We start from the raw sequence: 23,620 nt of genomic DNA, 5'->3' as shown, positions 1-23,620 counted from the left end.
CCGAGCAGCACGCCGCGTCCGCCGGCCGACTTCTCCAGCGCCTTGGCGCCGGCCTGGATGGACATGCGCCCGGCCACTTCCGACATGGGCGCCAGCAGCGGCAACCCGCCGCGCGCGTCGGTGACGGTTTCATAGGCGACGGCGACGCAGCCGGACTCTTTCAGAAGCTTCGCCTGCTCCGGGTCCGGCGCGAGGTGCAGGTAGGTGAACAGCAACTGGCCCTCGCGCAGCATACGGCATTCGTGCGGCTGCGGCTCCTTCACCTTCACCACCATCTCGGCGCGGGCGAAGATTTCCTCGGGCGTGTCGACGATGCGCGCGCCGGCGGCCTGATAGTCGGCATCGGTGAGCGCAATGGCGCCGCCGGCGTTGGTCTGCACGATCACGTCGTGCCCGTGGTGCACCAGCTCGCGCACGCTGGCCGGCGTCAGGCCGACGCGGTACTCGTGGTTCTTGATTTCCTTCGGAACGCCGATGAGCATGGAAGACTCCCTGGCAGTGTTGGAACCACCAAGACACAAAGACACCAAGCTCTCGATCTTCGCCGCCACGTCGTCGCCGGGCACCGCCGTCGACGCCGGCACGACCTCTTGGTGCCTTGGTGTCTTGGTGGTTTTTCCTCCTCGGAGGGGCTGTCTCATTCACCGTAGGGGTGATGAGAAAATTTGACAAGGGGGCTTCCGAAGGCCCTGCATTGGTCTTACTATCAGCGGCATCCGTCCGGCTGCCGCCGACTCCGGATGTAAAACATTCTGAGCGCCGGTGAACCGCCGGCCACGGGAGGAACGGCGCATGAGTTTCGACGTGGGGGCCCGCCTGAAGGCCCTGCGCGCCCTCTATGGCCTCAGCCAGCGCGAACTGGCGAAGCGGGCCGGGGTGACCAATTCCACCATCTCGCTCATCGAGCAGAACCGGGTGAGCCCCTCCGTCGCCTCCCTGAAGAAGGTGCTGGACGGCATGCCCATCTCGCTCGCCGAGTTCTTCACCATGGATCTCGGGTCGGAGAACAAGACCTTCTACGGCGTGCATGAATTCGCCGATTTCTCCTTCGGCGACACGGTGAAGTTCCGCATGGTCGGCGGCAGCTACCGCGACCGCAAGCTGCACATGATGCAGGAGACATACATGCCCGGCGGCGACACCGGCGGGACCATGCTGTCCTACGACGGCGAGGAGGCGGGCGTCGTCGTCTCCGGCGCCATCGAGCTGACGGTCGGCGACGAGCGCCGGGTGCTGACGGCCGGCGAAGGCTATTACTTCAGCACCCGCATGCCGCACCGCTTCCGCAACCTGGGGGAGGAGCCCTGCGTGCTCGTCTCCGCCAGCACCACCACCACCTTCCAGAAGGGTCAGGCGGCGACGGTCCAGCCCATGGAGGCCGCCGCCGAGGCGCCGCCCGAAGACCCGCCGCACATGCAGATGCAGGGAGACCGCACCCCATGAGCAAGCTTCTCACGCGCGACGAATACCAGCGCCTGGCGTCGGAGCTGACGCCGCGCACCCAGCTGTTCATCGACGGCAAATTCGTCGACGCCCAGTCCGGCAAGACCTTCGACTGCGTCAGCCCGCGCGACGGCCGCGTCATCGCCCAGGTGGCGGAAGGCGACGTGGCCGACGTCGATCGCGCCGTCGCCTCGGCCCGCGCCGTGTTCGAGAAGGGCTCGTGGTCGCAGATGGCGCCGGCCAAGCGCAAGCGCATCCTGCTGAACCTCGCCGACAAGATGCGCGAGCACCGCAACGAACTGGCGCTGCTCGAGACGCTGGACATGGGCAAGCCCATCCGCGACAGCTTCGCCGTCGACGTCATGAGCGCGGCCAACGCCATCCAGTGGCACGCCGAGGCCATCGACAAGGTCTACGACGAGGTCGCCCCCACCGGCCCCGACGCCCTCGGCCTCATCACCCGCGAGCCCATCGGCGTGGTGGCGGCGGTGGTGCCGTGGAACTTCCCCATGCTGATGGCGGCGTGGAAGCTCGGCCCGGCGCTCGCCACCGGCAACTCGGTCATCGTCAAGCCGGCGGAGCAGTCGCCGCTGTCCATGCTGCGCATCGCCGAGCTGGCGGTGGAAGCCGGCCTGCCGGAGGGCGTGCTGAACGTGGTGCCGGGCTTCGGCCCGACCGCCGGCAAGGCGCTCGGCCTGCACATGGACGTCGACTGCGTCGCCTTCACCGGCTCGGGCGAGGTGGGCAAGCTGTTCCTGCAGTACGCCGGCCAGTCCAACATGAAGCGTGTGTGGCTGGAGGCCGGCGGCAAGACGCCGAACATCGTGCTGGCCGACGCCCACGACCTCGACAAGGCGGCGCAGCACGCCGCCATGGGCATCTTCTTCAACCAGGGCGAGGTCTGCACCGCCGCCAGCCGGCTCGTGGTGCAGGAGAGCATCCGCGACGAACTGGTCGAGAAGATCGTCAAGATCGGCGAGACCATGATGCCCGGCGACCCGCTCGATCCGGCGACCGCCATGGGCGCCATCGTCGACGAAGGGCAGATGCAGCGCGTGCTCGGCTACATCGAGAAGGGCCGCGCCGAGGGCGCCACCCTGCGCCTGGGCGGCGAGCAGGTGCGCCGCAACGAGGGCGGCTTCTACATCGCGCCGACCGTGTTCGACGGCGTGCGCAACGACATGACCATCGCCCGCGAGGAAATCTTCGGCCCGGTCCTGTCGGTGATCTCGGTGAAGGACGCCGAGGAAGCGGTGAAGGTGGCCAACGACACCATCTACGGCCTCGCCGCCTGCATCTGGACCCGCGACATCCGCCAGGCCCACCGCATGGCGCGCGCCGTGAAGGCGGGCTCGGTGTGGGTCAACTGCTGGGACGGCGGCGACATGACCATGCCCTTCGGCGGCTTCAAGCAGTCCGGCAACGGCCGCGACAAGAGCCTGCACGCCATGGACAAGTACACCGAGGTGAAGGCGACCTGGATCGACCTGAGCTGATCCGGTCCGCTTTTCATGCGGCCTGCATGACAGGGGCGCCCGCCGGCCACGGCGGGCGCCCCTGGTGCGTTTACGCCGCGTCTTCCGCCGGCGCCGGCGGCACCAGGAAGCGGGCGATGTCGACGAAGGCATGGCCGTCCAGCTGGCCGCGGATCTCGGCCCAGTCGCCCGGGGCGGCGGCGATCTCGTCGTAGACGGCGCGCGGCACGCGCAGGCTGTTGACGGCGGCTTCGGTGGTCATGCTGAGCCAGGCGAAGACCAGCGTGTCGTCCTCCACCGCCAGCAGGCGCAGTTCCAGGTCGTCGGCCAGCGGCGAGCCGTCGACGTTGGCGAGGATGGCGGTCTTCACCAGTTCCAGCGTCACGTCGTCGAGCCCGGCGTCGCGGCAGCGCAACTTCTCCTGCAGGGCGGGCCAGCCGAAGGCGATCCGCGCCGCCAGCTTGGCGCCGATGGATCGGGCGATCTTGGGCGCGGCGTCGCCGAAGGAGGTGGCGAACACCGCCCGCGCCGCCGCCTCGGCCTCGGGCCAGGCGGTGAGGCGCGACGGCGGCAGCGCCATGATCCACTGGCCGCGGCCGACGTCGATGTAGGTCATCTGCGGCGGGAACTTGAAGGCGGCGCCGCAGGCGTCGCAAGCGACACCCTGGAAGGTGCCGGCGAGGATCTCGTCGCGCAGGTCGGGGCGGCGGTCGGCATTGACGCTGGCGACCACGTCGAGCGTCTTGACCGTATCGCACACCGGGCAGGGGGCGCTGGCGCCGTTGAAGATGGACATGGCGGCTCCTCCGGGCGGCGATCAGGGGCGGGCTTCGGGGTCGGGCAGGTCGGCGATGATCTTGCCGATGCCCTGGGTCTTGTCGAGCTTGTCCAGGTAGTAGAGCGCGTAGACTTCCGCGAACCACTCGCCGGCGGCGCGCCATTGGTACTCAGAGATTCCGGTGGTGGCACGGGCGGCGAACAGATAGCTCGACCATTGGCCGGCGTAGGACTCGTGGTAGACCCGGGTGCTGGCCGTCAACTCGGCGGCGCGGCTCTTGCCGCCGTACCAAGGCGACTTGTCGGTGCGGGCCTTGAGGCAGGCGGACACTGTGGCGTCGCCCGTGATGGCCCGCCAGCGGTTCCGCAGCGAGCCGAGGGCTGCCGTGTCGGTCGCAGGCTTGTCGGGGATGGTCCCTTCGAGTGCGGCCTTGAGAAGCTTCTTCAAGTCCGCCTCGGTCGCTCCGTGCGGTGTATGGCGACCATAGAACCCGGCCTTGCCGAAGGCCTCGGCGACGCTGTCGAGCGTCTCGTCGCCCTTCCAGCCCCCGTGGTCGTCCTTGGCCATGTTCTTGTCCATATAGCCGAGGGCGTCGTCCACCGAGTGCCCGACTTCATGCAGTGTCGTGGCGGAGTAATAGGAAACCGATACGCTGTTGCCTTGATCGGGTTTGTAGGCTTCGTTGTTATTGTTCTCGGGCATGGCGTTGAAAGAGATGAGCTTCTCGCTGGAGCGGTAGTAGTTGACTGCGCTGGGCGGCTCTCGACCATAATCGATGGTCTTCAGGCTCTTGTTCTTCATGTGGGAGGCGGGAACGCTCGACAGCAGCAGGTAGAGTTTGGGGATCATGCGGGTGTCGATGTTCTCTTCGACCCGCAGATTGACCCCGAACTGCACCTCGATGGCAGCGCGGTACTTCGTATCGACGACAGCGTCGGGGGCCTTGCCGCCGAGGCGCGTCGCCTCCTGTTTGAGCGTGGCGAAGACGGTGTCGTCCGGCCGCTGCTTCAGGGATTCGCGGGTGGCGTCGGTCAGCAGGTTCCGCGCGAGCACCAGGCTCTCCAGCAGCTTCGTCTTCTTCACCATCTCGTCAGGATTCGTGACGACGCTGTTCCACTCTTCCGCGATATCCTTGTGGCGGTTCTCCAGGGCTGCCTTGACAGTGACATCGGCGATGGTCGCGATGATGCTGAATGCTTCCTTGCCCAGCGCCGCGAGTTCCTTGCTGCGGTCCGGCCCGTCGATCACCTTCGCCTTCTCGGTGAGGGCGCGGTCGAGGAGCTTCTTGAGCGCCGTGCCGTGTGCCGCCACCATGCCGACCACTTCGCTGGCGGCGGCCGTGGCGAGCCTCTGATCGATGCGTGCTTCCAAGGCCGACTTTTCGTTCGCCAGGGCATTGAAGTAGAGGCCTGTGAGGCTGCTCGCTGCGACAGGCGCCATGATGTTGTCGAAGGACCGCATCGTCTTGCCGATGGCTTCCGCCGTGGGACGCACCGACTGTGCCGTCGCGATCATCGCGTCCAAGGCGACGTCTGCGCGCTTGGTCTCGCGGTCGAAGTCCGCCCAGGTAGCGGCACTGCTCACCAGTTGCTGTACCGCCTCCGCATAGGTCTCGAAGGGTTTGGCGGCGGTCTTGAGGTGCGGAATGGCGCGGGCATGGGCCCGCAACGCGGCACACTTGTTTTCGATCCTCCCCTTGGCGAGAGGAATGTCGTTGTTGCGGTTGATGGCATCCGACATGGCCGGTGCGCAATTCTCGACGACCTGCCAGGCGGCGAGCGCCCGGTCCGTCGGGTTGACGATCAGCCGGGCAGCGGCCAACTGCTGCGTCACCACCTGAATATCCGCCGTCAGGGCGGCCTTCGCCATGGGCTCCTGCACGGCGTTGTCGCGGATGTTTCCGAGGTTGTTGACCATTGCCTCGGCCTGCGCGACGATGTCGTCGACGCCCTGCCCGACGGCGATATCGATCGGGCCACTGACGGCCTGCAAGCCGGCTTCCGCGAGCCCCAACGTCTGTGCCACGCTCGTCAGTCCATTCCGCGTGGTGAACGTCCGGCACTGCACACCCAGGGCGTCCACCGGTCCGCGCTGCGCGGCCTTGGCTACAGCGTCCTGGATGAGGGTCAGGCGCTTCTTGTAGGTTTCGGCCCCGGCGGTCACCGTCATGATCCGGGGCTGCAGAAGTGTCGCCGCGTCGATGTCCTCTCGCACCTGATGTGCCAGGGCCTGCGCCTGCGCCTGCACGACCCTATAGCGCTCGACACGATCCTCGGAAGATCCGCCACCCTCGGCGTCGGCCAAGGCATCGCGGATTTCGTTCAGACGCTGCTCATGCGGCGCGATTTCGGCGAACGCGAAGCCGGCCAGGGCATCGGTCAAGCCCCGGCAGGCCTCGATTTCACCTTCGGCAAGGCCTTTCGCGCCTTGCACGTCGTGGAGCAGGGCGCCGAACAGGGCCTTCCAGTCGATGATCTCGTCGTCCATGGCTCACATCCGCAGCAGGGTGTAACGGTGGGGCGCCCGAGGCATCAGGCGGCTTCGAGAACGGCTTGCAGGTCGTCCAGGGCGCCGTGCAGCGGGTCGCGCAGACGGACGGCGACGCCGAAGGGGTTGCGCTCGCAGGCCGGGATGCGCGGGTCGCTGTCGAGGTGGGCGCGGAAGCGGCCGATGGCGGCCAGCGCCTTCTCCGCCGCCGGCCCGACGGCCGCATCCGGGGCCTGGGCGACGTTGAACAGCGCCGCCGTCATGGCGACGCGCATGCCGCCCATGACCGTGCTGACGTGCTGGTCGGCGATGGCATGCAGGTCGGTGTCATCCGTCTTGCGCAGCGCCGCCACCAGGGCCTGCACCTCGGCCTCCGCGCTGTCCACCGCCGTCGTCCAGCGCTGACGCGCCGCCTCGAAGGAGGGGCGGTCGAACCACGGCGGGGGCTCGTCTTCGTCGCCGGGGGCTACCTCCTCGCGGGCTTCGTCCTCCGGCTCCGCCTCCACCGGCGCCTCCAGGGGCGCGGCGGCCAGGGCTTCCAGCGTCTCCACCAGTTCCGCCAGGCGCACCGCGTCGCCGTCCGTGGAGGCGTCGCGGGCGGCGGCGTAGGCTTCGCGGATGTCGTCGGCGAGGTCGCGGCGGGCTTCGGCCACGGCCTTCAGCCCCGGCATGGCCGCCGCCACGCGCTTGCGCAGCTCGGCCAGCGGACCACCACCGTCGGGGCCGGGCGCCTCCGACCCCGGCGCCTCCTCGATCTCCACGTCCTCGGGGTCGTCGTATTCGCCGTCGGGGCCGTGGACGCGCAGCTTGAGCGTCAGGCCGTGCTCCTTGAACCAGCGCTTCAGGCCGCGGCGCAGGCCGGGGAAGGGCGCCTTCTCGGTGGTGAAGATGGCCACCGCTCCCTCGCGGCCGACCATGCCCCAGGCGCCGCGGCGGGCGCCTTCCTGCTTCACCTTGGCGGCGAGGCGCTTGGGCGCGAGGCGCGGGTGCATGCACAGAAGCGGCGTGCCGGCGGCCAGGCCGAAGGCGAAGGGGCGCGGCTTGGTGGCCGCCTTGCGGATCAGGGCGACGATGGTGTCGGGCTGGAAGATCTTGCCTTCCGGAACGTCGTCCTCGTCGTCCTCGTCGACGGGCGCCTTGGGGCGGGCCTCGTCCTGCGGCTCGGGCTCGGCCTCCTGGCGCGGCTTCGGCGGCGGCGTCTCTTCGTGCTCGGCCTCGTGCTCCTCGGCGTCCTCCAGGTCCGGCGTCGCCAGTTCCACCTTCATGGTGACGCCGTGGGCCTTGAAGTAGCGCAGGATCGCCTGCTCCAGGTTCGCCACTTCGTCCTTGTCGCAGGCGAAGACGGCCAGCGGCCCCTCCGACGTGACGGTGCCGTGGGCGCCCTTCTTCAGGCCGCTCTCGCTCTTGCACAGGTCGAACAGCGCCTTGCCCGTCTTGGTCTTGTCGACGGCGAGCACGCTCTTGTCGGGCGTCTTGCCGGGCAGGAAGGCGAAGGCGACGGGCGCGCGCGCCGCCTTGATGAGCTTGTGGGCGCGGTCGGGGTCGAGCAGGGCGTGCATGGCGGGCCTAGCCTTGTAGAGTCGCGCGGAACGTCTACTGCAGATTGCCCGATATGCCGCCGAAAGCAAGAAGATCGTAAAAATATCTACTGCGACGTGTGCGCCGCACCAAAAAAGGGGCGCCCCCTTTCGGCGGCGCCCCTTCCTCGTCGGCTCATGCGCCGTGCATCAGTCCGCCAGCGCGGCGACGCCCGGCAGGGTCTTGCCTTCCAGCCATTCCAGGAAGGCACCGCCGGCCGTGGAGACGTAGGAGAACTTCTCCTCCACGCCCGCATTGGCCAGCGCCGAGACGGTGTCGCCGCCACCGGCGACGGTCAGCAGCTTGCCTTCGGCGGTCAGGCGGGCGGCTTCCTGGGCGATGGCGTTGGTGGCGGTGTCGAACGGCTTGATCTCGAAGGCGCCGAGCGGGCCGTTCCACACCAGCGTCTTGCAGCCGGCCAGCTTCTGCTTCAGCGTTTCGATGGCCTGCGGGCCGATGTCGAGGATCATCTGGTCGGCGGGCACCGCGTCGAAGGCGACGGTGGTGGCCGGCGCGCCTTCCTCGAACTTGGGCGCCACCACCACGTCCTGCGGCAGCACGATCTCGCAGCCCGACTTTTCCGCCTTTTCCATGATGGCGCGGGCGGTGTCGGCCATGTCGGACTCGCACAGCGACTTGCCGATGGCGATGCCCTTGGCGAACAGGAAGGTGTTGGCCATGCCGCCGCCGATGATGATCATGTCCACCTTCTCGATCAGGTTGCCGAGAACGTCGAGCTTGGTGGAGATCTTGGCGCCGCCGACCAGCGCCGCGGCCGGGCGTTCGGGCTTGGCGAGCGCCTTGGTGAGCGCCACCAGTTCCGCCTGCATCAGGCGGCCGGCGGCCGACGGCAGCAGGTGGGCGAGGCCCTCGGTCGAGGCATGCGCGCGGTGGGCGGCCGAGAAGGCGTCGTTGACGTAGATGTCGCCGAGGTCCGACAGCGAGCGGGCGAAGCCGGGGTCGTTCTTCTCTTCCTCGGCGTGGAATCGCAGGTTCTCGAGCAGCGCCACTTCGCCGGACGCGAGGCCGTTCACCACCGTCTCGGCGGCCGGGCCGACGCAGTCGTCGGCGAAGGCGACCGCCGTGCCGAGGGCGGCGGACAGCGCCTCGGCCACCGGCTTCAGGCTCATCTCGTCGTTGCGCTTGCCCTTGGGGCGGCCGAAGTGCGACAGCACCACGACCTTGGCGCCCTTGGCGGCGAGGTCGCGGATGGTGTCGCAGGAACGGTCGATGCGGGTGGTGTCGGTGACCTTGCCGTCCTTCATGGGCACGTTGAGGTCCGAGCGCACCAGCACCCGCTTGCCGGCCACGTCGATGTCGTCGATGGTCTTGAAGTCGGCCATGGAATAGTTCCTCTTCTCAATCGCATCCGGTCCATGGGGAACCGCCCCCGCGAGCCGAAGTTCGCGGGGGCGGTCCTTAGAATCTGAGTGGGTCGGGAAAGGCTGCGATTACAGCAGCTTGCCCATGGCCACCGCGGTGTCGAGCATGCGGTTGGAGAAGCCCCACTCGTTGTCGTACCACGACATCACGCGCACGAAGTTGCCTTCCAGCACCTTGGTGCCCGGCGCGTCGAAGGTCGAGCTGTTGGCGTTGTGGTTGTAGTCGATGGAGACCAGCGGCAGCTCGTTGTAGCCGAGGATGCCCTTCAGGCGGCCGTTGGCGGCTTCCTTGACGGCGGCGTTCACTTCCTCGGCGGTCACGGTCTTGCCGAGCACGACCTTGAGGTCGACCAGCGAGACGTTGGCGGTCGGCACGCGCACGGCGACGCCGTCCAGCTTGCCCTGCAGTTCCGGCAGCACCAGGCCGACGGCCTTGGCCGCACCCGTGGAGGTCGGGATCATGGACATGGCGGCGGCGCGGGCGCGGTACAGGTCCTTGTGCAGGGTGTCGACGGTGCGCTGGTCGCCGGTGTAGGCGTGGATCGTCGTCATGAAGCCGTGCTGCACGCCGAACGTCTCGTTCAGCACCCAGGCCACCGGGGCCAGGCAGTTGGTGGTGCAGGAGGCGTTGGAGACGACCGTGTGGTCGGCGGTCAGCTTGTCGTGGTTGACGCCGTAGACGACGGTCAGGTCGGCACCCTTGGACGGCGCGGACACCAGCACGCGCTTGGCGCCGGCCTCCAGGTGGACCTTCGCCTTGTCCTTGTCGGTGAAGATGCCGGTGCACTCGGCGACGATGTCGACCTTCAGCTCGGCCCACGGCAGCTTGGTCGGGTCGCGCTCGGCGATGACCTTGATGCGCTTGTCGCCGACGACCATGCTGTCGCCTTCGACGGACACTTCGGCCGGCAGGATGCCGTGGACGGAGTCGTACTTCAGCAGGTGCGCATTGGCCTCGGCCGAACCGAGGTCGTTGATCGCGACGACTTCGATGTCCGAGCGGCCGGACTCGACGAGGGCGCGCAGAACAAGGCGGCCAATGCGGCCAAAGCCGTTAATCGCAACGCGAACTGCCATACCATCCTCCGTCATGATGATCTTGCGGCCCGGAACGCGGGCCGGCTTGAACAGGGGGCAACCGCCCGTCGGGGCGGTCAAAAACGGGTCCTATCGTTTCTCACAGAACCGCAGACGAATCCAGCGCCATTGCGGTTACCGTTCGGTATCCACCGCGTGAAAACCCACCCGCGAGCGTAGGACATGCTCGACGTCCGTCATATCAGGTACTTGCACGGTTTGCGCGCGGCGCGTGGGGCGGTAGTCTCGTCACCGTCGAAGACGAACGCACGACGGGAGAGAGGGGATGTTCCGCACCGCCGAATTGGGCCGCACGGTTTCGAAGGAAGACTTCGAGGCCGTCGCCGATACGCTCCGCATAGAACTGGTCGACCTGCAGCAGCGCCTGCGCGGCTGCGACTTTCCGGTGGTCATCCTGTTCGCAGGCGTCGACGGCGCCGGCAAGAGCGAGACCATGAACCTGCTCAACGAGTGGATGGACCCGCGCTGGATCGTCACCCGCGCCTACGGCGAACCCTCCGACGAGGAACGCGAGCGCCCGGTGTTCTGGCGCTACTGGCGCGATCTGCCGCCCAAGGGCAAGATGGGCCTCTTCCTGTCGGCGTGGTACTCGCAGCCGCTGCTCGACCGCGCCTGGGGCCGCATCGACGAGGCGCGGTTCGACGAACGCCTGAACCGCATCGCCGCCTTCGAGAAGGAACTGGCCGACGACGGCGCCCTGGTGCTGAAATTCTGGATGCACCTCGGCAAGAAGGAACAGAAGAAGCGCCTGAAGGCCCTGGAGAAGGACCCCCACGAGTCGTGGCGCGTCACCGACCGCGACTGGACTCACTGGGAGATGTACGAGGACTTCATCACGGCGTCCGAACGCCTGATCGTGCAGACCAGCATGGCGCACGCCCCCTGGCAGATCGTCGAGGGCCTGGACCCGCGCTACCGGGCGCTGACCGTGCTCACCGCCATCCGCGACGCCGCCCTGCGCCACATCGAAGCGCAGCAGATGCGCAAGCGCCTGGTGTCCACCCTCGACGCCCGCGAGAAGAAGCAGGCGGCACAGGTGGAGGCCGCCGCCGAGGAGGCCGCCGGCAAGCCCGCCGGCACGGGCGCGGCCATCCTGACGCGCATGCCGTCCATCCTGTCGTCGCTCGACATGACGCGCGCCTACGACAAGAAGGACTACGGCGAGCACCTGCAGATCCAGCGTGCCCGCCTCAACGGCCTGCAGCGCCGGGCGCGGGCGGAAGGCGTCAGCTCCATCCTGGTGTTCGAGGGCTGGGACGCCGCCGGCAAGGGCGGCGCCATCCGCCGCCTCACCGCCGGGCTCGACGCCCGCGACTACCAGGTCATCCCGGTCGCTGCGCCCACCGACGAGGAACGCGCCCACCACTACCTGTGGCGCTTCTGGCGCCATCTGTCGCGGGCCGGGCGGGTCACCATCTACGACCGCAGCTGGTACGGCCGCGTGCTGGTGGAGCGGGTGGAGGGCTTCGCCGCCCAGGAGGAATGGAAGCGCGCCTATTCGGAAATCCGCGACTTCGAGGAACAGCTCATCGAACACGGCTCGGTGCTGGTGAAGTTCTGGTTCCACATCACCAAGGAAGAGCAGTTCGCCCGCTTCAAGGCCCGCGAGGAAATCGCCTACAAGAAGTGGAAGCTGACCGACGAGGACTGGCGCAACCGCGAACGCTGGGACGACTACGAGGCGGCGGTCAACGAGATGATCGAGCGCACCTCCACCCACCCCGCGCCGTGGACCCTGGTGGAAGCCAACGACAAGCGCTGGGCGCGGGTGAAGACCATCGAGACGGTGTGCGACGCCCTCGAACGGCGGCTCGGGTGACGGGGACGGCGGTGACGGGGGCGGGTGCGGAGGTCCTGCTGGAGACGGCGCGGCTGCGGCTGCGCCGCTTCACGCCGGACGATGCGCCGCACGTGCTGGAACTGGACGGCGACCCGGCGGTGGTCGGGCCGACGGGCACCTTCCTGAAAGCCGGCAACCGCATTCCGGACGCCACCTGGAGCCTGACCCACACCCTCGGCCGCTTCCTCGCCGCCAACGGCCGCGACGGGCCCTTCGGCTATTGGCTGGCCGAGGACCGGGCGGAGGCGGCCTTCTGCGGCTGGTTCCGTTTCACCCGCGACGGCGGCGATCCGGCGGTGGTGGAACTGGGCTACCGCATGCGCAGCGCCCTGTGGGGCCGCGGGCTGGCGACGGAAGGGGCGCGCGCCCTGGTCGCCCGCGCCTTCGCCGAGCCGGCGGTGGAACGGGTGGTGGCGACGGCGCGGGCCGACAACGTCGGTTCCTGCCGCGTGCTGGAGAAGGCCGGCCTGTCACTGGTCGGCCGCTTCACCGGCGACGGCGATCTGGTGCGCGTCGCCTATGCCTGCGAGCGCGGCGCCTGGGCGGGAGCGGCTGCGCCGGCGGAGTAGGGCGCGCCGAGGATCCACCCTTCCTCGCCGGCGGCGACGGCCGCCAGGGTCGTGTCGGCCAGCACGGCGGGCGGCGCGAACAACGCCGCCGTCTCGCTCCGTTCGGCCGCCGTGCGCAGGGCGTCGGCCACCGTCTTCACCTGGCCTTCGTCGCGGATGCCGCCGGCCCAGCGCGGATCGATGGGCCGCAGACCGGGCCAGATCTCGGCCAGCACCGCCACCGTGCCGGGGCGGACGGCGAAGGGATCGGCCGTGAAGCCGGTGTCGAAGGGCCAGGCGACCACGCGCGGATCGTCCAGCAGGCGATGAAGCCACGGCAGGCCGGTCAGGGTCTGGCCGCCGACGCTGGCCGTGTAGCAGATCTTCCACACCGACTGCAGCCCGCGCCCCCGCAGCGGCAGGTCCACCCGGCGGAACTCGGGCAGAGCGCGGCCGTCGGTGGTGACATGGGGAAAGACGCCGCGCCGCGGCGCCAGATGCTCGAACCGCCGCCCGTGCGGGTGCCCCCACAGCGGCCCCGGCCCGCCGCCGAGGCGGGCGTTGAGGCGGTCGGCGACGGCGAAGCGGGTGTTCTCCGCCCCGTCGTCCTGCATCAGCCCCGCCATCAGGCCGAGCATCCCGCGCCAGCCGCCCTCGACGCCCAGCGCCGCCAGCGTGCCGGCCGGGTAGCCGAAGGCGAAATCGAACCCGATCAGCACTCGCTCGCCAGCGGCGGTGGCCTCGGCGATGCGCTCTTGCAGGAAGCGGGTGATGTCGAGGCGGGAGCGGAAATAGGTGGCCTCCGGCTCCGCCGCCGCTCCGACCCGGGCGGTGGCCGCCCACAGGCAATCCCGGCTCGGCCGCACCGGCGCGAGCCCGCTGCGGGCGCTCCAGTCGACGGCGACGATGCGGTGGACGGATGGGGCGGGCATGGTCTCTCTGCACCGGCGGCGAAGCCTGCAGTATGGCGGGCCGGGCCGCCGGTGCAAGGGAGGCGTCAGAAGGTGGCCTTGGCCTTCAGCAGGAACGACCGGCCGGGTTCGCGCAGGGGCTCCACGGTCGCGAAGTCCTGGCCGTAGGTGGCGCGGTCGGCGTAGCTCTCGTCGAACACGTTGTTGGCCTCCAGGCGCAGCGTCACCGCCTCCAGCATCGCCGGTTCGTATTCGACGTAGAGGTCGACCACCTCGTAAGCGGGCAGGGCCTGACCGCCGGCCTCTTCCGTGTCGGTGTTCTTCAGGGCCGCCTGCACGACGCCGCCGACGCTGACGCCGACCGAGTCGAAGCGGTGGGCGGCTTCCACCGCGATGATCTTGCCGAGCGGCGCGCCGAGGTACTGGGTCACGTCGGTGTCCGGCGCGCGGCCGGCGACCTCGATCTCGCTGTCGGTGAAGCTGGCGGTGACGAAGCCGGTCGCCCAGCGGTAGCCGGCCGACAGGGTGTAGCCGCGCGTCTCGAAGTCGGTGGTGAGCGAGGGGCCGCCGCGGAAGCTTTCGTCGCGGGCGTCGTCGAAGTCGCTGCGGAACACGCGGGCGCCGAAGCTCAGGCCGCGCCAGTCGGTCTCGATGCCGGCGGTGTAGTTCTGCGCCCGCACTGACGCCATGTCGGGGTCGTAGGACCAGCGGTCGTTGAGGATGTAGTTCTCGGCCAGGGCGATGCCGCCCCAGACGTTGGAATAGCCCGCCGTCAGCGTCACGATGTCGGTCAGGCGGTAGGCGGCCGAGACGTTGCCGCTGAGGCCGGCGCTCTCGATTTCGGTACCGTTCACGCCCTCGAACCACTGGTGGTCGCCGCGCAGGCCGAACGACAGGTCGAGCGGCGCGATGGGCTGCAGCCGCGCCTGGGCGAAGGCGCCGACGTTACGGGCCTTCTCCGCCATCACGGCGGTCGGGTCCTCGTAGTGCGCTTCGTCGTCGTAGAAGTCGATGCCGGCGGTGACGCTGTCGACGGGCGAGAGGTTGAAGGTATTGGCGATACGGCCCGACGCGCTGCTGGTCGTGCCGATGCTGCCGAAGGGCTCGGGGATGCCGAGTTCGGTCTCGCTGTAGGCCAGCACCACTTCCGGGTCGAACAGGCCGACGGCGTCGGGTGTGCCGTAGGTGAACGAGACGGTGCGGCGGTCCATGTCGTAGGCGCGCACCACCGGGTCCGGCCGGTTGGGCAGGCGGCCGATGTTGGCGCGGTAGGGCCGGTCGGCGTCGTCCTTCACCCGCTCGGCGGCTGCCTCGAAGCGGTGGCCGCCGGGGCTTTCATAGGCCAGCTTGGCGAGGCCGGAGACCAGGTCGGCAGCGGTGCCGTCGACCGTCCGGCCGTTGCCGCCCTCGTAGCTGTCGCCCACCGCCCGGTTGACGTAGCCGAGCAGTTCCAGGCCGTTGGAGCGGCCGTAGGCGGAGGCGCCGGCGGTGACGGTGTCGCCGTTGGTGGCGTAGCTGCCGGTGACGAAACCGCCGAGCACGCGGCCCGGCGCCAGCAGGTCGTCGACGTCCACCGTCTCGTAGGTGATGGCGCCGCCGAGGGCGCCGGGGCCGGCATCGGCCGGCGCGACGCCGGGGTCGACGCGCACCGCCTTCAGCAGGCTCGGGTCGATGAGGTTGGTGCCGGTGTGGTGGAAGACCTTGTTGTTCTGGCGGGCACCGTCGATGCGCACCGCCAGGTTGGTTTCCTCGATGCCGTTGACGTAGACCTTCTGGCCGAGCGGCACGGCGCCGCCGACGGAGATGCCGGACTCGCCGGCGAACACGTCCTGCATCTTGCCCGGATTGCGGCGTTCCAGCTCCGCCGGGCCGACGGCGATGGCGGCGGCGGCATCGGCGCCGCGGGCCATGCCGCGGGCGTCGGCGGTGCCTTCCACGCGGATGGGGTCGAGCAGGATGGCGCCGTCCTCGGCGGCCGGGGCGACGGACTCGATGGTCACCGTGCCGCCGGGGGCGATGCGGTAGCCGAGGCCGGTGCCGGCCAGCAAGCGGCCCAGCGCCTGGTCGACGCTCATCTCGCCGTCGACGCCGGGGGTGCGGACGTCGCGCACCGCCTCACCGCGGGCCGTCACCTGCACGCCCGCCTGCTGCCCGAACAGCGTCAGGGCGTCGGCCAGCGGCTGCGGCGGGATGGCGAAGGTGCGCACGGCCGCCGCCTGCGCCAGTTCGGGTCGGCCGCCGGCCGTCTGCGCCGCGGCGGGGGCCGCCAGCAGGGCACCCGCGATGGCCAGGGCGGCCAGGGACGTGCCGCTCACCGCCGGCTGGGAAGGGCGCGAAACCTCTTGGGACATGGTCTTCCTCGTTCTCTCGCTCGGTCTACGGTCATCGCGCGATTGCAACGCATTCGCATCATCCTGAAGAAGACGACGGGGCCTGCCGGCATTTTCAGAAATAGTTCGGGGGCAGATGCCTACCCGTCCGCGCCGCCGCCGCGCAGGACCAGCAGCCACGGCGAGATACGGTAGACGGCGGCACCGTGAGCGGCGGCCACGGCCGCGACGGCGGCGGCCGGGTCGGACAGGTCGTAGAGGCCGGTGACGGTCTGCTGCGCCAGGGTTTCGTCGGCGACGACGATCCAGCCGCCGAAGTAGGGGGCGAGCTGGTCGATCACCGCGCCGACCGGCTCGTCGCGCACCGCGAGCAGCCCGCCGCGCCATGTCGCCACCAGAGCCGGCGGCAGGGTCTCCGCCGCGCCGATGCCCGCCGTATCGACACGTACCGCCTGGCCGGCCAACAGGGTGACGGCCGCCGCCGCACCGCCGGCGGCGTCGACGCGCACCCGGCCGTGTTCGACCGCCACGCGGACCGCCTCGCCGTCGCGCCCCACCTCGAAGGCGGTGCCGAGCACGGTGGTCCGCACCGCGCCCGCCCCGACGGTGAAGGGGCGGGCCGGATCGGGCTTCACCTCGAAAAAGGCGGTGCCGCGGCGCAGGATGACGTTCCGCTCGGCCGCGTCCACGGCGACGTCGAGCGCCGTCTGCGGTGCCAGCACGGCGGTGCTGCCGTCGGCCAGGAGGATGCGGCGGGTCTCGCCGACGCCGGTCGCGACGTCCGCCGGTGCGAGGGAGCCGCCGCCGAAGAGGATCACCGACACGACGCAGGCGGCGAGGGCAGCGACGGCGGCGGCCATCCTCGGGCGGCGGCGCGGCGGTACGGTGACGGGACGATGGTACAGGGGGTCGGCGGCGGCGGCGGCGCGGGTCACCACGGCCGCACCCTCCGGGTCGCCGAGCAGCGCCCAGACCCGCTGCGCCTCGCGCCAGGCGTCGGCGTTGGCCGGGTCGGCGACCAGCCAGCGCCGGTGCGCGGCGTGCAGGGCCGCGTCGTCGGGGCGGTCCTGCAGCAGGACGAGCCACTCCTCGGCGGAGGCCGGCGGGGCGGCGGGGGGCGTGGAGTCCTCGGTCATGGTCCTGTGGCCGCGGTTGGCTCGGGGTGCGGGCGTGTCGGGGGCGGCGGTCATGGCGGCGTCAGGAACGGCGCAGCCGGTGCCGGCAGTGATCCAGGGCATCGCTCACCAGCCGGTGGGCGGTGCCGACGGAGACCCCCAGCTCCGCGGCGATGTCGACCAGCCGCAGCCCGTCGACGCGATGCAGCTTCAGGGCGACCCGGGTGCGTTCCGGCAGTTCGGCGAGCGCCGCCTCCAGCCGGCGCAGGTCGTCGCGGGCGATGACGGTGGCCTCGGGCGTCGGATGATCGCCGGCGAGCATGGCGAAGTGGCCGTCCTCGGGCGCCGTGCGCCGCTCCTCCCGCGTCATGCGCCGACGGGCGTCCACCGCCAGGTTGCGCACCACCAGATAGAGATACGGCACCGGCTTGCTCACCGCCGCCGCCCCATTGGGCCCGGCCTCCACCGCCCCGTCGAGCCGCAGGAAGGCATCCTGCACCACGTCCTCGGCGCGATGGTCGTCACCGACGATGGTGCGGGCATAGCGGACCAGGCGACGCCGATGGGCCATCAGCAGACGGAACAGGGTGTCGCTCTGCCGCGGCGTGGGCATGGAAGGGGCTCCGGGGGACCTTACAACGTGAAAATGCGTATCGTTCGCATTAAGGGGCCGCAGGGTGCGCTTGTCAAACCGGAAGAGGCGGTGGGGGTGGATTTTGCGCAGGCCGCGGGCGCGTAGAGCTCCGGCGGCAACAGCCAGTTGGCTTAGGCGAGCCTGTGAACCAGGAGATGAAACTCTCCTCCGGCCCTACCGACGGCTATTGCGGCCATTGCGGCGGAGCATTCATGGGGGGATCCCCCGAAGGAAGGTCCCAATAAATGTGTTACGGCGGATAAGGGGGCTGATGATGAAGTCTTAGGCGGTACTCTTAAAACTGCGCGGACCGTCGCGACTGCGAAATTCACGGCCAGTCCGACACGTCAAAGTAGCTGACCTTAGTGCTGGCGGCACCCACAGTTACCGCAAATACGTAGTTCACGTAGACGCTACCCGCCACGACCTCGATGGTTTCCGTGCGCGGATCTTCCGGCTGGGCCACGGCCGGCCACTGGGAAAGCCACGCCTCTCCGGGAAAGTCGAGAAGTTCGAGCGCCTCGGCCTTTTCCGCAGCGACTTGCGCAGGAGGCATGCGTGTAACCCTAACAACAGCTTCAATCCCCTCTTCCAATACCTCGATCTGCCCGGTCTGCTCCTCGCCCTCGGCAGGGAGCTGTTGCCGTACGCGCGCAGCCCGATGAAACAGCACGACGTTGTGACGGTCGCCGCCGGCCTGGGGCGACGGATAGAACATCCCATCGATGTGCAATTTATCGGCGAGGTACTCTGCAATCACCTGCGTCGGCAGGTACCCGAGATCTTCTTCCCCGGGCAGAACCGGCCTCGCGACCTGGGTGCAGAACGTGGACAAGAAGGCTGCCCGCTCCCGTCGTGTCCCGAAATCAAGGTCGAAGTAGCTGCCCTCCTCGTAAACGGCCTCGAGCGCAGGAAGATCGAGGAGCCGCAACGGGCGCAATGGCCGGAACTGACAAGCGACGATCCATGATCCGACCGGCGGGCGCAACTCGGCGAGGCACACGTCGATGTCCTGGCTGCCATAGAAGACGGCCACGCCTGCCGGATTCATGCGGCCGGCCCGCGCCTTTTGCGGAGGTGGCGGACCTATCGAGCCGGCCGGATCAACGAGAGCGTCCTCCGCTTCGCTCTGGGTCATGAACAGCCGAGCCCGCCAGAAAACGGCGTCCGGATCGTCGGGCGGGATCGTGACGACGACCGGTTGCTTCTGGAAGGTCTGGAGGCTTTCCAGGCCGCCGAAGATTCTGCCGAGGATGTCTTCGGCCTCAGAATTGAAGAACCGCGACCGCTCGCGCAGTTCTAGCTGAAGAGCCAGCCATTCGTCCTGAAATGTCCGATCATCCGCGGCGATGGCTTCATACCTCGCCTCGGGTCCGTATGGATCCTCGTCTCCGTCCCTCACCGCACGGTATCCGTAGTCGTCGGAGAGGCAACCAACAAGCTCATCCGCAACGTCCACATCGACACCTGCAGCACGAACAAGCACGTCCCGCGGCGCCTCACCATGACGTTCCCAGGATGGATCGAGGCGCTCGAAGACGTCAGGGTCAGCGGGTGTCAGGCCGAAGAACTTCGTGAAGACCCCATGGCAAAGATCTGCAGCGTCCTCAAGAGGCATCGCCAGCCCATGGCGTCCGCAGAAATGGCAGGTGGCTTCGGTGTGCTCGTCTTCGATCCGATCCTTCAAACCTGGATCGGTGGTGCACAGAGAGCAGAGCCAGCGCGTTGCATCGTCAGCCATGGTGGTGCTCGGTCGGCCATAGGAATCGCAGCGGGCCGATGATGGCGCATTGCGAACACCGACACCATCAGGATCAGCTTGTCCGTCCGCTCCCGCCGAGCACGCTTGCCTGATTCGGGCGAAAGTGTCGAACAATCAACGATCTATCGTCCCGCCGGTCCCATCCTTAACTGACGAGTCCCATCCTTAGCCGCAGAATCCCATCCTTAGCCGATTCCGACATCGATCATGTCGTGGATCGGGAGAAGTTGGCTGGGGCGGCAGGATTCGAACCTGACGTCCCCGAAACAACAAGCTTCTCCGCCGTTTTCAGTGCGACGTGCCTCTACTGGTCCACGCGATTGGTCCACATGAGTGGTCCACATCCCCTTTTGGGAAAGGCCGCATTATACGAGGGCGAGGCACGATGGCCAAGGTTCAGGTCCGCCCTTCCTTTAGCATCCGCCCCCATGCCCGCCACGTCGGCATCAGGTCCATGATGGCCACGAGCGACAGGGCAGGGGCACCGCCACCTGCCCAATGATCGCCTCTCTCCGTCGCGGCGGCTTGGCGGCGGCGGACGCGGGAAAGCTCCTCGGACCACGCTTCCTGGCCGACGGCGTCGACGTGCCGCAGGTAGGCGGCCAACTCGGTGTCCAATGCTCTCCAATGGCGGGGCGTGGTCACGCCCCTGTCGGAAGCCCCCGCTGTGAGGAGATGCCGCACAGCCTTGGCGACGGCCATCTCCTCCTGACGGGCAACCCACGGTGCCAGCGGTCCCGTCATATTCGCGGCCCTCCGTAGGCAGGAGCCGAGTTCGCTTGTGCCGTCGGCACCGACATGCCCAGAGCCGCCTTGAGGTGGTCGGGCATTTCCTCGTCCTGGGGAGGCAACGGAACGCCGCAGGCGGCGATGGGCGTGCTCTCAGCCTCCTTATCCTTCGTCGTCGCGTCCAAGGTGGCGGCATAGTCGGGGTGGCAGGTAAGACACCAGTCCGCCGCCCGCTGAGCGTCCGCCGCCGCCCTGAAGATTTCCCGCTTGTCCTGTTTCAGGGTTTCGAGCCATGACCCGATGTAGGATGCGTGCTGTTCCAGTTCGGCGGGGATCCCCAGCTCGGCGGCCATGAAGGCCGAGGCCAGTTCCGCCCGAAGCTCCTCCTGGGCGTAGGCTCGGGAGCCGAAGCGATTCCGCAGGTCGCGGTCCAGGCGGCTCGGATGTCCTGTCGCGTGCCCCAGCTCGTGCATCGCCGTCGCAGCCCATGCCTGAACGCTGGAGAACGTGCCGTCGGGCGGAAGCTGGATGTGGTCGGTGCTGGGCGAGTAGAACGCCTTGTCACCGCCGACCCTCAACGAGACGCCCGAGTTGGCAAGAATGGTCTCCACGGCCTCGGGCCGCCGCCAGGGGGCATCCCCGATCGTCGGCGGCTCGTAGGCGGGGATGCCCTCGATCTGCGAGGCGTGGAAAACGGGGTAGGACCGCAGGACGGGCACCACCGCTTTCTCGGGGTCGCCGTTGTCGTCCACCCTGTCGCGGTTCTCCACCTCGACAGTCTTGAAGAAGAACACCGTGGAGGCTTTCTCGCCCTTGCGGACCTGCCACCCCTTGTCCTGAGCCTGCTTGTACGAGCACCAGCGGGGGTCGCCCGTCTCCCACGCCTTCGGGTCCATGCCCAGCAGGAGGACGTTGATGCCTCGATAGCGGTGCCCCGTCACGGCATTGAGCGGCCCCGTCATCGCCGCCTTGCCCGCGTCCCACGGCTTCCGCCACGGCGGTGTGCCCGCCTCCAGGGCGGCGATGATGCGGTCGGTGACGATCTGGTAGTGGTCCTGCCTTTGTGAAGCTTGTCGTTTAGTGCCTTTGGTCATCGTCGGTCCTCCCCCTGCGTCTCGCTTTCCTGATCTCCTCCCAGCTCGGTCCCGCGTCGGCGGGAGCCTCCTCCAGCCCGAGGTCGGTGATCTCCTCCCACGTCAGGATGACGTCGTCAGAGTCGGGGTGCGTCGGCGTACTCATGGTCGGCCTCCTCTGTTTGGCGGTGTTCCTGGTGTTCCGCGTGTTCCGGTGTTCCAAGAGCTTTCTTCAGGTGCTCGGGCATCGGCTCCTTGGCCTTTCGCCCCTCCTCGCATTCAAGGGTGATGCGGTCAGGGGAGTAGCCCTGCCTGATCGCCTCTTCCCTGGCCCGTCGCTGGAAGTCCTCGGAACCGCCGTAGAAACGGACGCTCTGCCAGCCCCTTTCGCGGCCCGCCCGCACCATGGCGGCGATCTGCTCGTCGGTGGGCTCGCCGTCACAGTGGAGTTCGATGCGGTCGCCATAGTCGGACCAAGTAGCACCGTAGGCGTCGATTATGAGGCGGTTCCATTCGCGAACAGGATCGAAGCCCCGTTCCCGCCACCATGCCTCCACGCGGTCCCAGTCCATCGGCTTGATCGGCCCGAGAGCCTCGATGCCCCATGCGGTTCTCTTCGTCTCTTTCTTCATCAGATTCCCTTTGCGTTCCCTGTTCTTTTTCCTGCTTGCCAGCGTCGGCAGGCTCGTCGTGTCCAGGTCGGTCAGCCGCTCCTTCACCTGAGCCGCCTTGATCCCGAGGCGGCGGGCGATGGAGTGCGGCGTCCCCGCCCGATCCACGACCACGATTCCACGGTCGCCGTTTGCAAGGGACAAGCCTCGTTTCTCCAGGGCGGCGGCGAAGCTCTGCACATCCACCGACTCCCGCCACGCCCCGCGGATGGCGGCGGCCACTTCGGCGACGGGCATCTTCGTCCGCTCCGCCGCCTGCCAGCATTTATGGGCGGCGGCGGCGACGGGGCGGGCCGTGCCTTCGGGCCTGGTATGGGCACCGACGACCGCGTCCAGGCCGAAGCGGGCCTCCAGCTCTCGGCTGGCCTCCTCATGGCGGCGGTAGTTGTGGCTGTCGCTGGCGACCTTCAGCGTCAGCGGATCGACCCTGAGCCAGACAACGTGGACATGGTCGCGGTCCCGCTTGCGATGCCGCACCACCGCCCGAGGCCGCCCCGTCAGCCCGAGGCGACGTTCAAGCTCGTCGACGCTCTCCTGCCACCTGGCCTCGGTCATGATCTCGGCCTCGTGGCGGCCGACATTGACGGAGGCGTGGTACAGGGCTTTCTTTGCCCTCGACGCCAGCGACACCGACTTCCACTCGGCGAAGGCCCCGTGCAGGTCTTCGGCGACCGCCCCGCGAACCTCCAGCACCGCGACAGACTCGTTCTCCGACCCGTCGAGCAGATGGTCGGCCAGCCTGCGGCAATCGGCAGGGGACTGCCCCCGCGAGCTACCCTTGATGACCATGACCCAATGCCTCACGAAGGTCGGCCCGCATGTCCTCAAGGACCACACGCACCTTGGTCAGTTCCTCGATCTGCGGCAGGCGGCCGTTCTGGTTGGCGGCCTTCGCCATCTGGTTGGTGTGCCCGCCCACTTTGCCGAGGGCGGCGAGCACCTTGCCAAGGGCCTGGACATCCGCCTTGGGAAGCCGTCTCGCGGGGTTCCGCTTCGGTGGCGGCGGGTTCGGCACCTTGGCCTTCGCGAGGTGCAGGCAGGCGGCTCGGCACCAGTCCTGACGGGAGCGAACAGGCTTGGTTGTCGCCGCCGCCGCGTCGACGTGGGCGGCCTCGCCGTCGGTGAGTCTGAAGCTCACCACGTGGAGCCGTTTCTCACTCATGCGTCCCCCCTGCCGTCCACGAGGACGGGCACCCTATGAAGGCCCTCCTCGACGCAGTCGGCGAGGCGGCGGAGGTGTTCGGCGAGGTCGGCGGGCGGAACGTCGCCGACATGGAAGGCAATCTGCGTGCCGTGGGCGATGTAGGCCGACGAGACGGCGAGCATATCGATGGGCACGCCGTCGAAGGCGGCCTCCGCCAGGTGGTCGTCCATGGTCGCCAGAAGCCAGCGGCTCCAGGCATCGGCGGCGACGAGGGTGGTGGCGATGGTGGTGGGCATAGGTGATCTCCTGTCCATGGGTTGGGGGTCAACGGGGGCGAAGCACCCTTGCAAGCGGTGTCGTAGACGCCATGGCTTGCTTCCCTTTTGGTTCCGTGTAGACAGAAGTAACAGGCCTTCGAGCCTTTGGGAGCTGAAGACTTGTATACGGATTCGGCATTTCGGGAGTGCTTTGTTGACGTTCCGCCGTGGCGTCTTCGTCTACGCTGTATACTTTTCTTGTATACGAGATTGCGGGCCAGGGCAGTGCTCTGTGGACAGCCTCGCACGGCATCTACGTCTACGTCCATATACGCCGCCGTTTACGGCACTTCGGGGGAAGACGC

19 protein-coding genes are annotated in these 23,620 nt (G+C 68.6%); 4 read left to right on the top strand and 15 right to left on the bottom strand.

Translation table 11 applies throughout. The annotated features are described in order from the left end of the window. On the bottom strand, nucleotides 1-482 hold a 482-nt coding region (locus tag CRP50_RS23725), incomplete at its 3' end, for an alanine dehydrogenase (protein ID WP_416045222.1). Between the two features lie 310 nt (nucleotides 483-792). Here CRP50_RS23725 and CRP50_RS23720 point away from each other — a divergent pair. After that, nucleotides 793-1,443, top strand: a complete 651-nt coding sequence (locus CRP50_RS23720; RefSeq protein ID WP_097281683.1) for a cupin domain-containing protein — start codon at nucleotides 793-795, stop codon at nucleotides 1,441-1,443. Next, nucleotides 1,440-2,939, top strand: coding sequence for an aldehyde dehydrogenase (locus CRP50_RS23715; protein WP_097281682.1), 1,500 nt, complete (start codon nucleotides 1,440-1,442; stop codon nucleotides 2,937-2,939). The genes CRP50_RS23720 and CRP50_RS23715 overlap by 4 nt, the downstream gene beginning before the upstream one ends. Before the next feature lie 70 nt (nucleotides 2,940-3,009). Here CRP50_RS23715 and CRP50_RS23710 read toward each other — a convergent pair whose 3' ends face one another. From CRP50_RS23710 to gap, 5 genes are all read right to left on the bottom strand, one after another. Beyond that, nucleotides 3,010-3,714 (bottom strand): CpXC domain-containing protein, encoded by a 705-nt coding sequence (locus CRP50_RS23710; protein WP_097281681.1) that lies wholly within the window; start codon nucleotides 3,712-3,714, stop codon nucleotides 3,010-3,012. A gap of 21 nt (nucleotides 3,715-3,735) precedes the next feature. Continuing rightward, entirely contained in the window at nucleotides 3,736-6,183 is a 2,448-nt protein-coding gene (locus tag CRP50_RS23705) for a hypothetical protein (protein WP_097281680.1), read from the bottom strand. Between the two features lie 44 nt (nucleotides 6,184-6,227). Beyond that, nucleotides 6,228-7,742, bottom strand: coding sequence for a hypothetical protein (locus CRP50_RS23700; RefSeq protein ID WP_097281679.1), 1,515 nt, complete (start codon nucleotides 7,740-7,742; stop codon nucleotides 6,228-6,230). A 168-nt stretch (nucleotides 7,743-7,910) separates the two neighbouring features. Next, a complete protein-coding gene (locus CRP50_RS23695) occupies nucleotides 7,911-9,104 on the bottom strand; it encodes a phosphoglycerate kinase (RefSeq protein ID WP_097281678.1) in 1,194 nt (397 codons plus the stop codon). Nucleotides 9,105-9,212: 108 nt separating this feature from the next. After that, nucleotides 9,213-10,220 carry a type I glyceraldehyde-3-phosphate dehydrogenase gene (gene gap, locus CRP50_RS23690; RefSeq protein WP_097281677.1) on the bottom strand — a complete coding sequence of 336 codons (1,008 nt, stop codon included), beginning with the start codon at nucleotides 10,218-10,220 and terminating at the stop codon, nucleotides 9,213-9,215. Between the two features lie 286 nt (nucleotides 10,221-10,506). Between gap and pap the strand changes: the two genes are divergently transcribed. Both pap and CRP50_RS23680 read left to right on the top strand, forming a co-directional pair. Next, entirely contained in the window at nucleotides 10,507-12,060 is a 1,554-nt protein-coding gene (pap, locus tag CRP50_RS23685; RefSeq protein WP_097281676.1) for a polyphosphate:AMP phosphotransferase, read from the top strand. Further along, nucleotides 12,030-12,650 carry a GNAT family N-acetyltransferase gene (locus tag CRP50_RS23680; protein ID WP_217992118.1) on the top strand — a complete coding sequence of 207 codons (621 nt, stop codon included), beginning with the start codon at nucleotides 12,030-12,032 and terminating at the stop codon, nucleotides 12,648-12,650. The genes pap and CRP50_RS23680 overlap by 31 nt, the downstream gene beginning before the upstream one ends. Here the strand turns inward: CRP50_RS23680 and CRP50_RS23675 are convergent. The 9 genes from CRP50_RS23675 to CRP50_RS23630 form a co-directional block, all read right to left on the bottom strand. Further along, a complete protein-coding gene (locus tag CRP50_RS23675; protein ID WP_097281675.1) occupies nucleotides 12,599-13,561 on the bottom strand; it encodes a hypothetical protein in 963 nt (320 codons plus the stop codon). The genes CRP50_RS23680 and CRP50_RS23675 overlap by 52 nt on opposite strands. A gap of 65 nt (nucleotides 13,562-13,626) precedes the next feature. Continuing rightward, nucleotides 13,627-15,891, bottom strand: coding sequence for a TonB-dependent receptor (locus CRP50_RS23670; RefSeq protein WP_097281674.1), 2,265 nt, complete (start codon nucleotides 15,889-15,891; stop codon nucleotides 13,627-13,629). A 119-nt stretch (nucleotides 15,892-16,010) separates the two neighbouring features. Next, nucleotides 16,011-17,108, bottom strand: coding sequence for a FecR family protein (locus tag CRP50_RS23665; RefSeq protein ID WP_097281673.1), 1,098 nt, complete (start codon nucleotides 17,106-17,108; stop codon nucleotides 16,011-16,013). Continuing rightward, entirely contained in the window at nucleotides 17,068-17,598 is a 531-nt protein-coding gene (locus CRP50_RS23660) for a sigma-70 family RNA polymerase sigma factor (RefSeq protein ID WP_097281672.1), read from the bottom strand. The genes CRP50_RS23665 and CRP50_RS23660 overlap by 41 nt, the downstream gene beginning before the upstream one ends. A 349-nt stretch (nucleotides 17,599-17,947) precedes the next feature. After that, on the bottom strand, nucleotides 17,948-19,360 hold the full coding sequence (locus CRP50_RS23655; protein WP_097281671.1) for an RES family NAD+ phosphorylase: 1,413 nt from the start codon (nucleotides 19,358-19,360) through the stop codon (nucleotides 17,948-17,950). A gap of 761 nt (nucleotides 19,361-20,121) precedes the next feature. Further along, entirely contained in the window at nucleotides 20,122-21,204 is a 1,083-nt protein-coding gene (locus CRP50_RS23645; RefSeq protein ID WP_097281669.1) for an ArdC family protein, read from the bottom strand. A 116-nt stretch (nucleotides 21,205-21,320) separates the two neighbouring features. After that, nucleotides 21,321-22,643 (bottom strand): relaxase/mobilization nuclease domain-containing protein, encoded by a 1,323-nt coding sequence (locus tag CRP50_RS23640; RefSeq protein ID WP_097281668.1) that lies wholly within the window; start codon nucleotides 22,641-22,643, stop codon nucleotides 21,321-21,323. Further along, on the bottom strand, nucleotides 22,627-23,016 hold the full coding sequence (locus CRP50_RS23635; RefSeq protein WP_176525326.1) for a hypothetical protein: 390 nt from the start codon (nucleotides 23,014-23,016) through the stop codon (nucleotides 22,627-22,629). The genes CRP50_RS23640 and CRP50_RS23635 overlap by 17 nt, the downstream gene beginning before the upstream one ends. After that, nucleotides 23,013-23,294 (bottom strand): hypothetical protein, encoded by a 282-nt coding sequence (locus CRP50_RS23630; protein ID WP_097281667.1) that lies wholly within the window; start codon nucleotides 23,292-23,294, stop codon nucleotides 23,013-23,015. Before CRP50_RS23630 ends, CRP50_RS23635 begins: the two co-directional genes overlap by 4 nt. Nucleotides 23,295-23,620 lie beyond the last annotated feature (326 nt).

Source organism: Caenispirillum bisanense, assembly GCF_900230255.1.
GTDB lineage: Bacteria > Pseudomonadota > Alphaproteobacteria > Rhodospirillales > Rhodospirillaceae > Caenispirillum > Caenispirillum bisanense_A.
The sequence above is the reverse complement of the archived record's forward strand: the minus strand, read 5'-3'. Positions and strand labels throughout refer to the sequence as shown.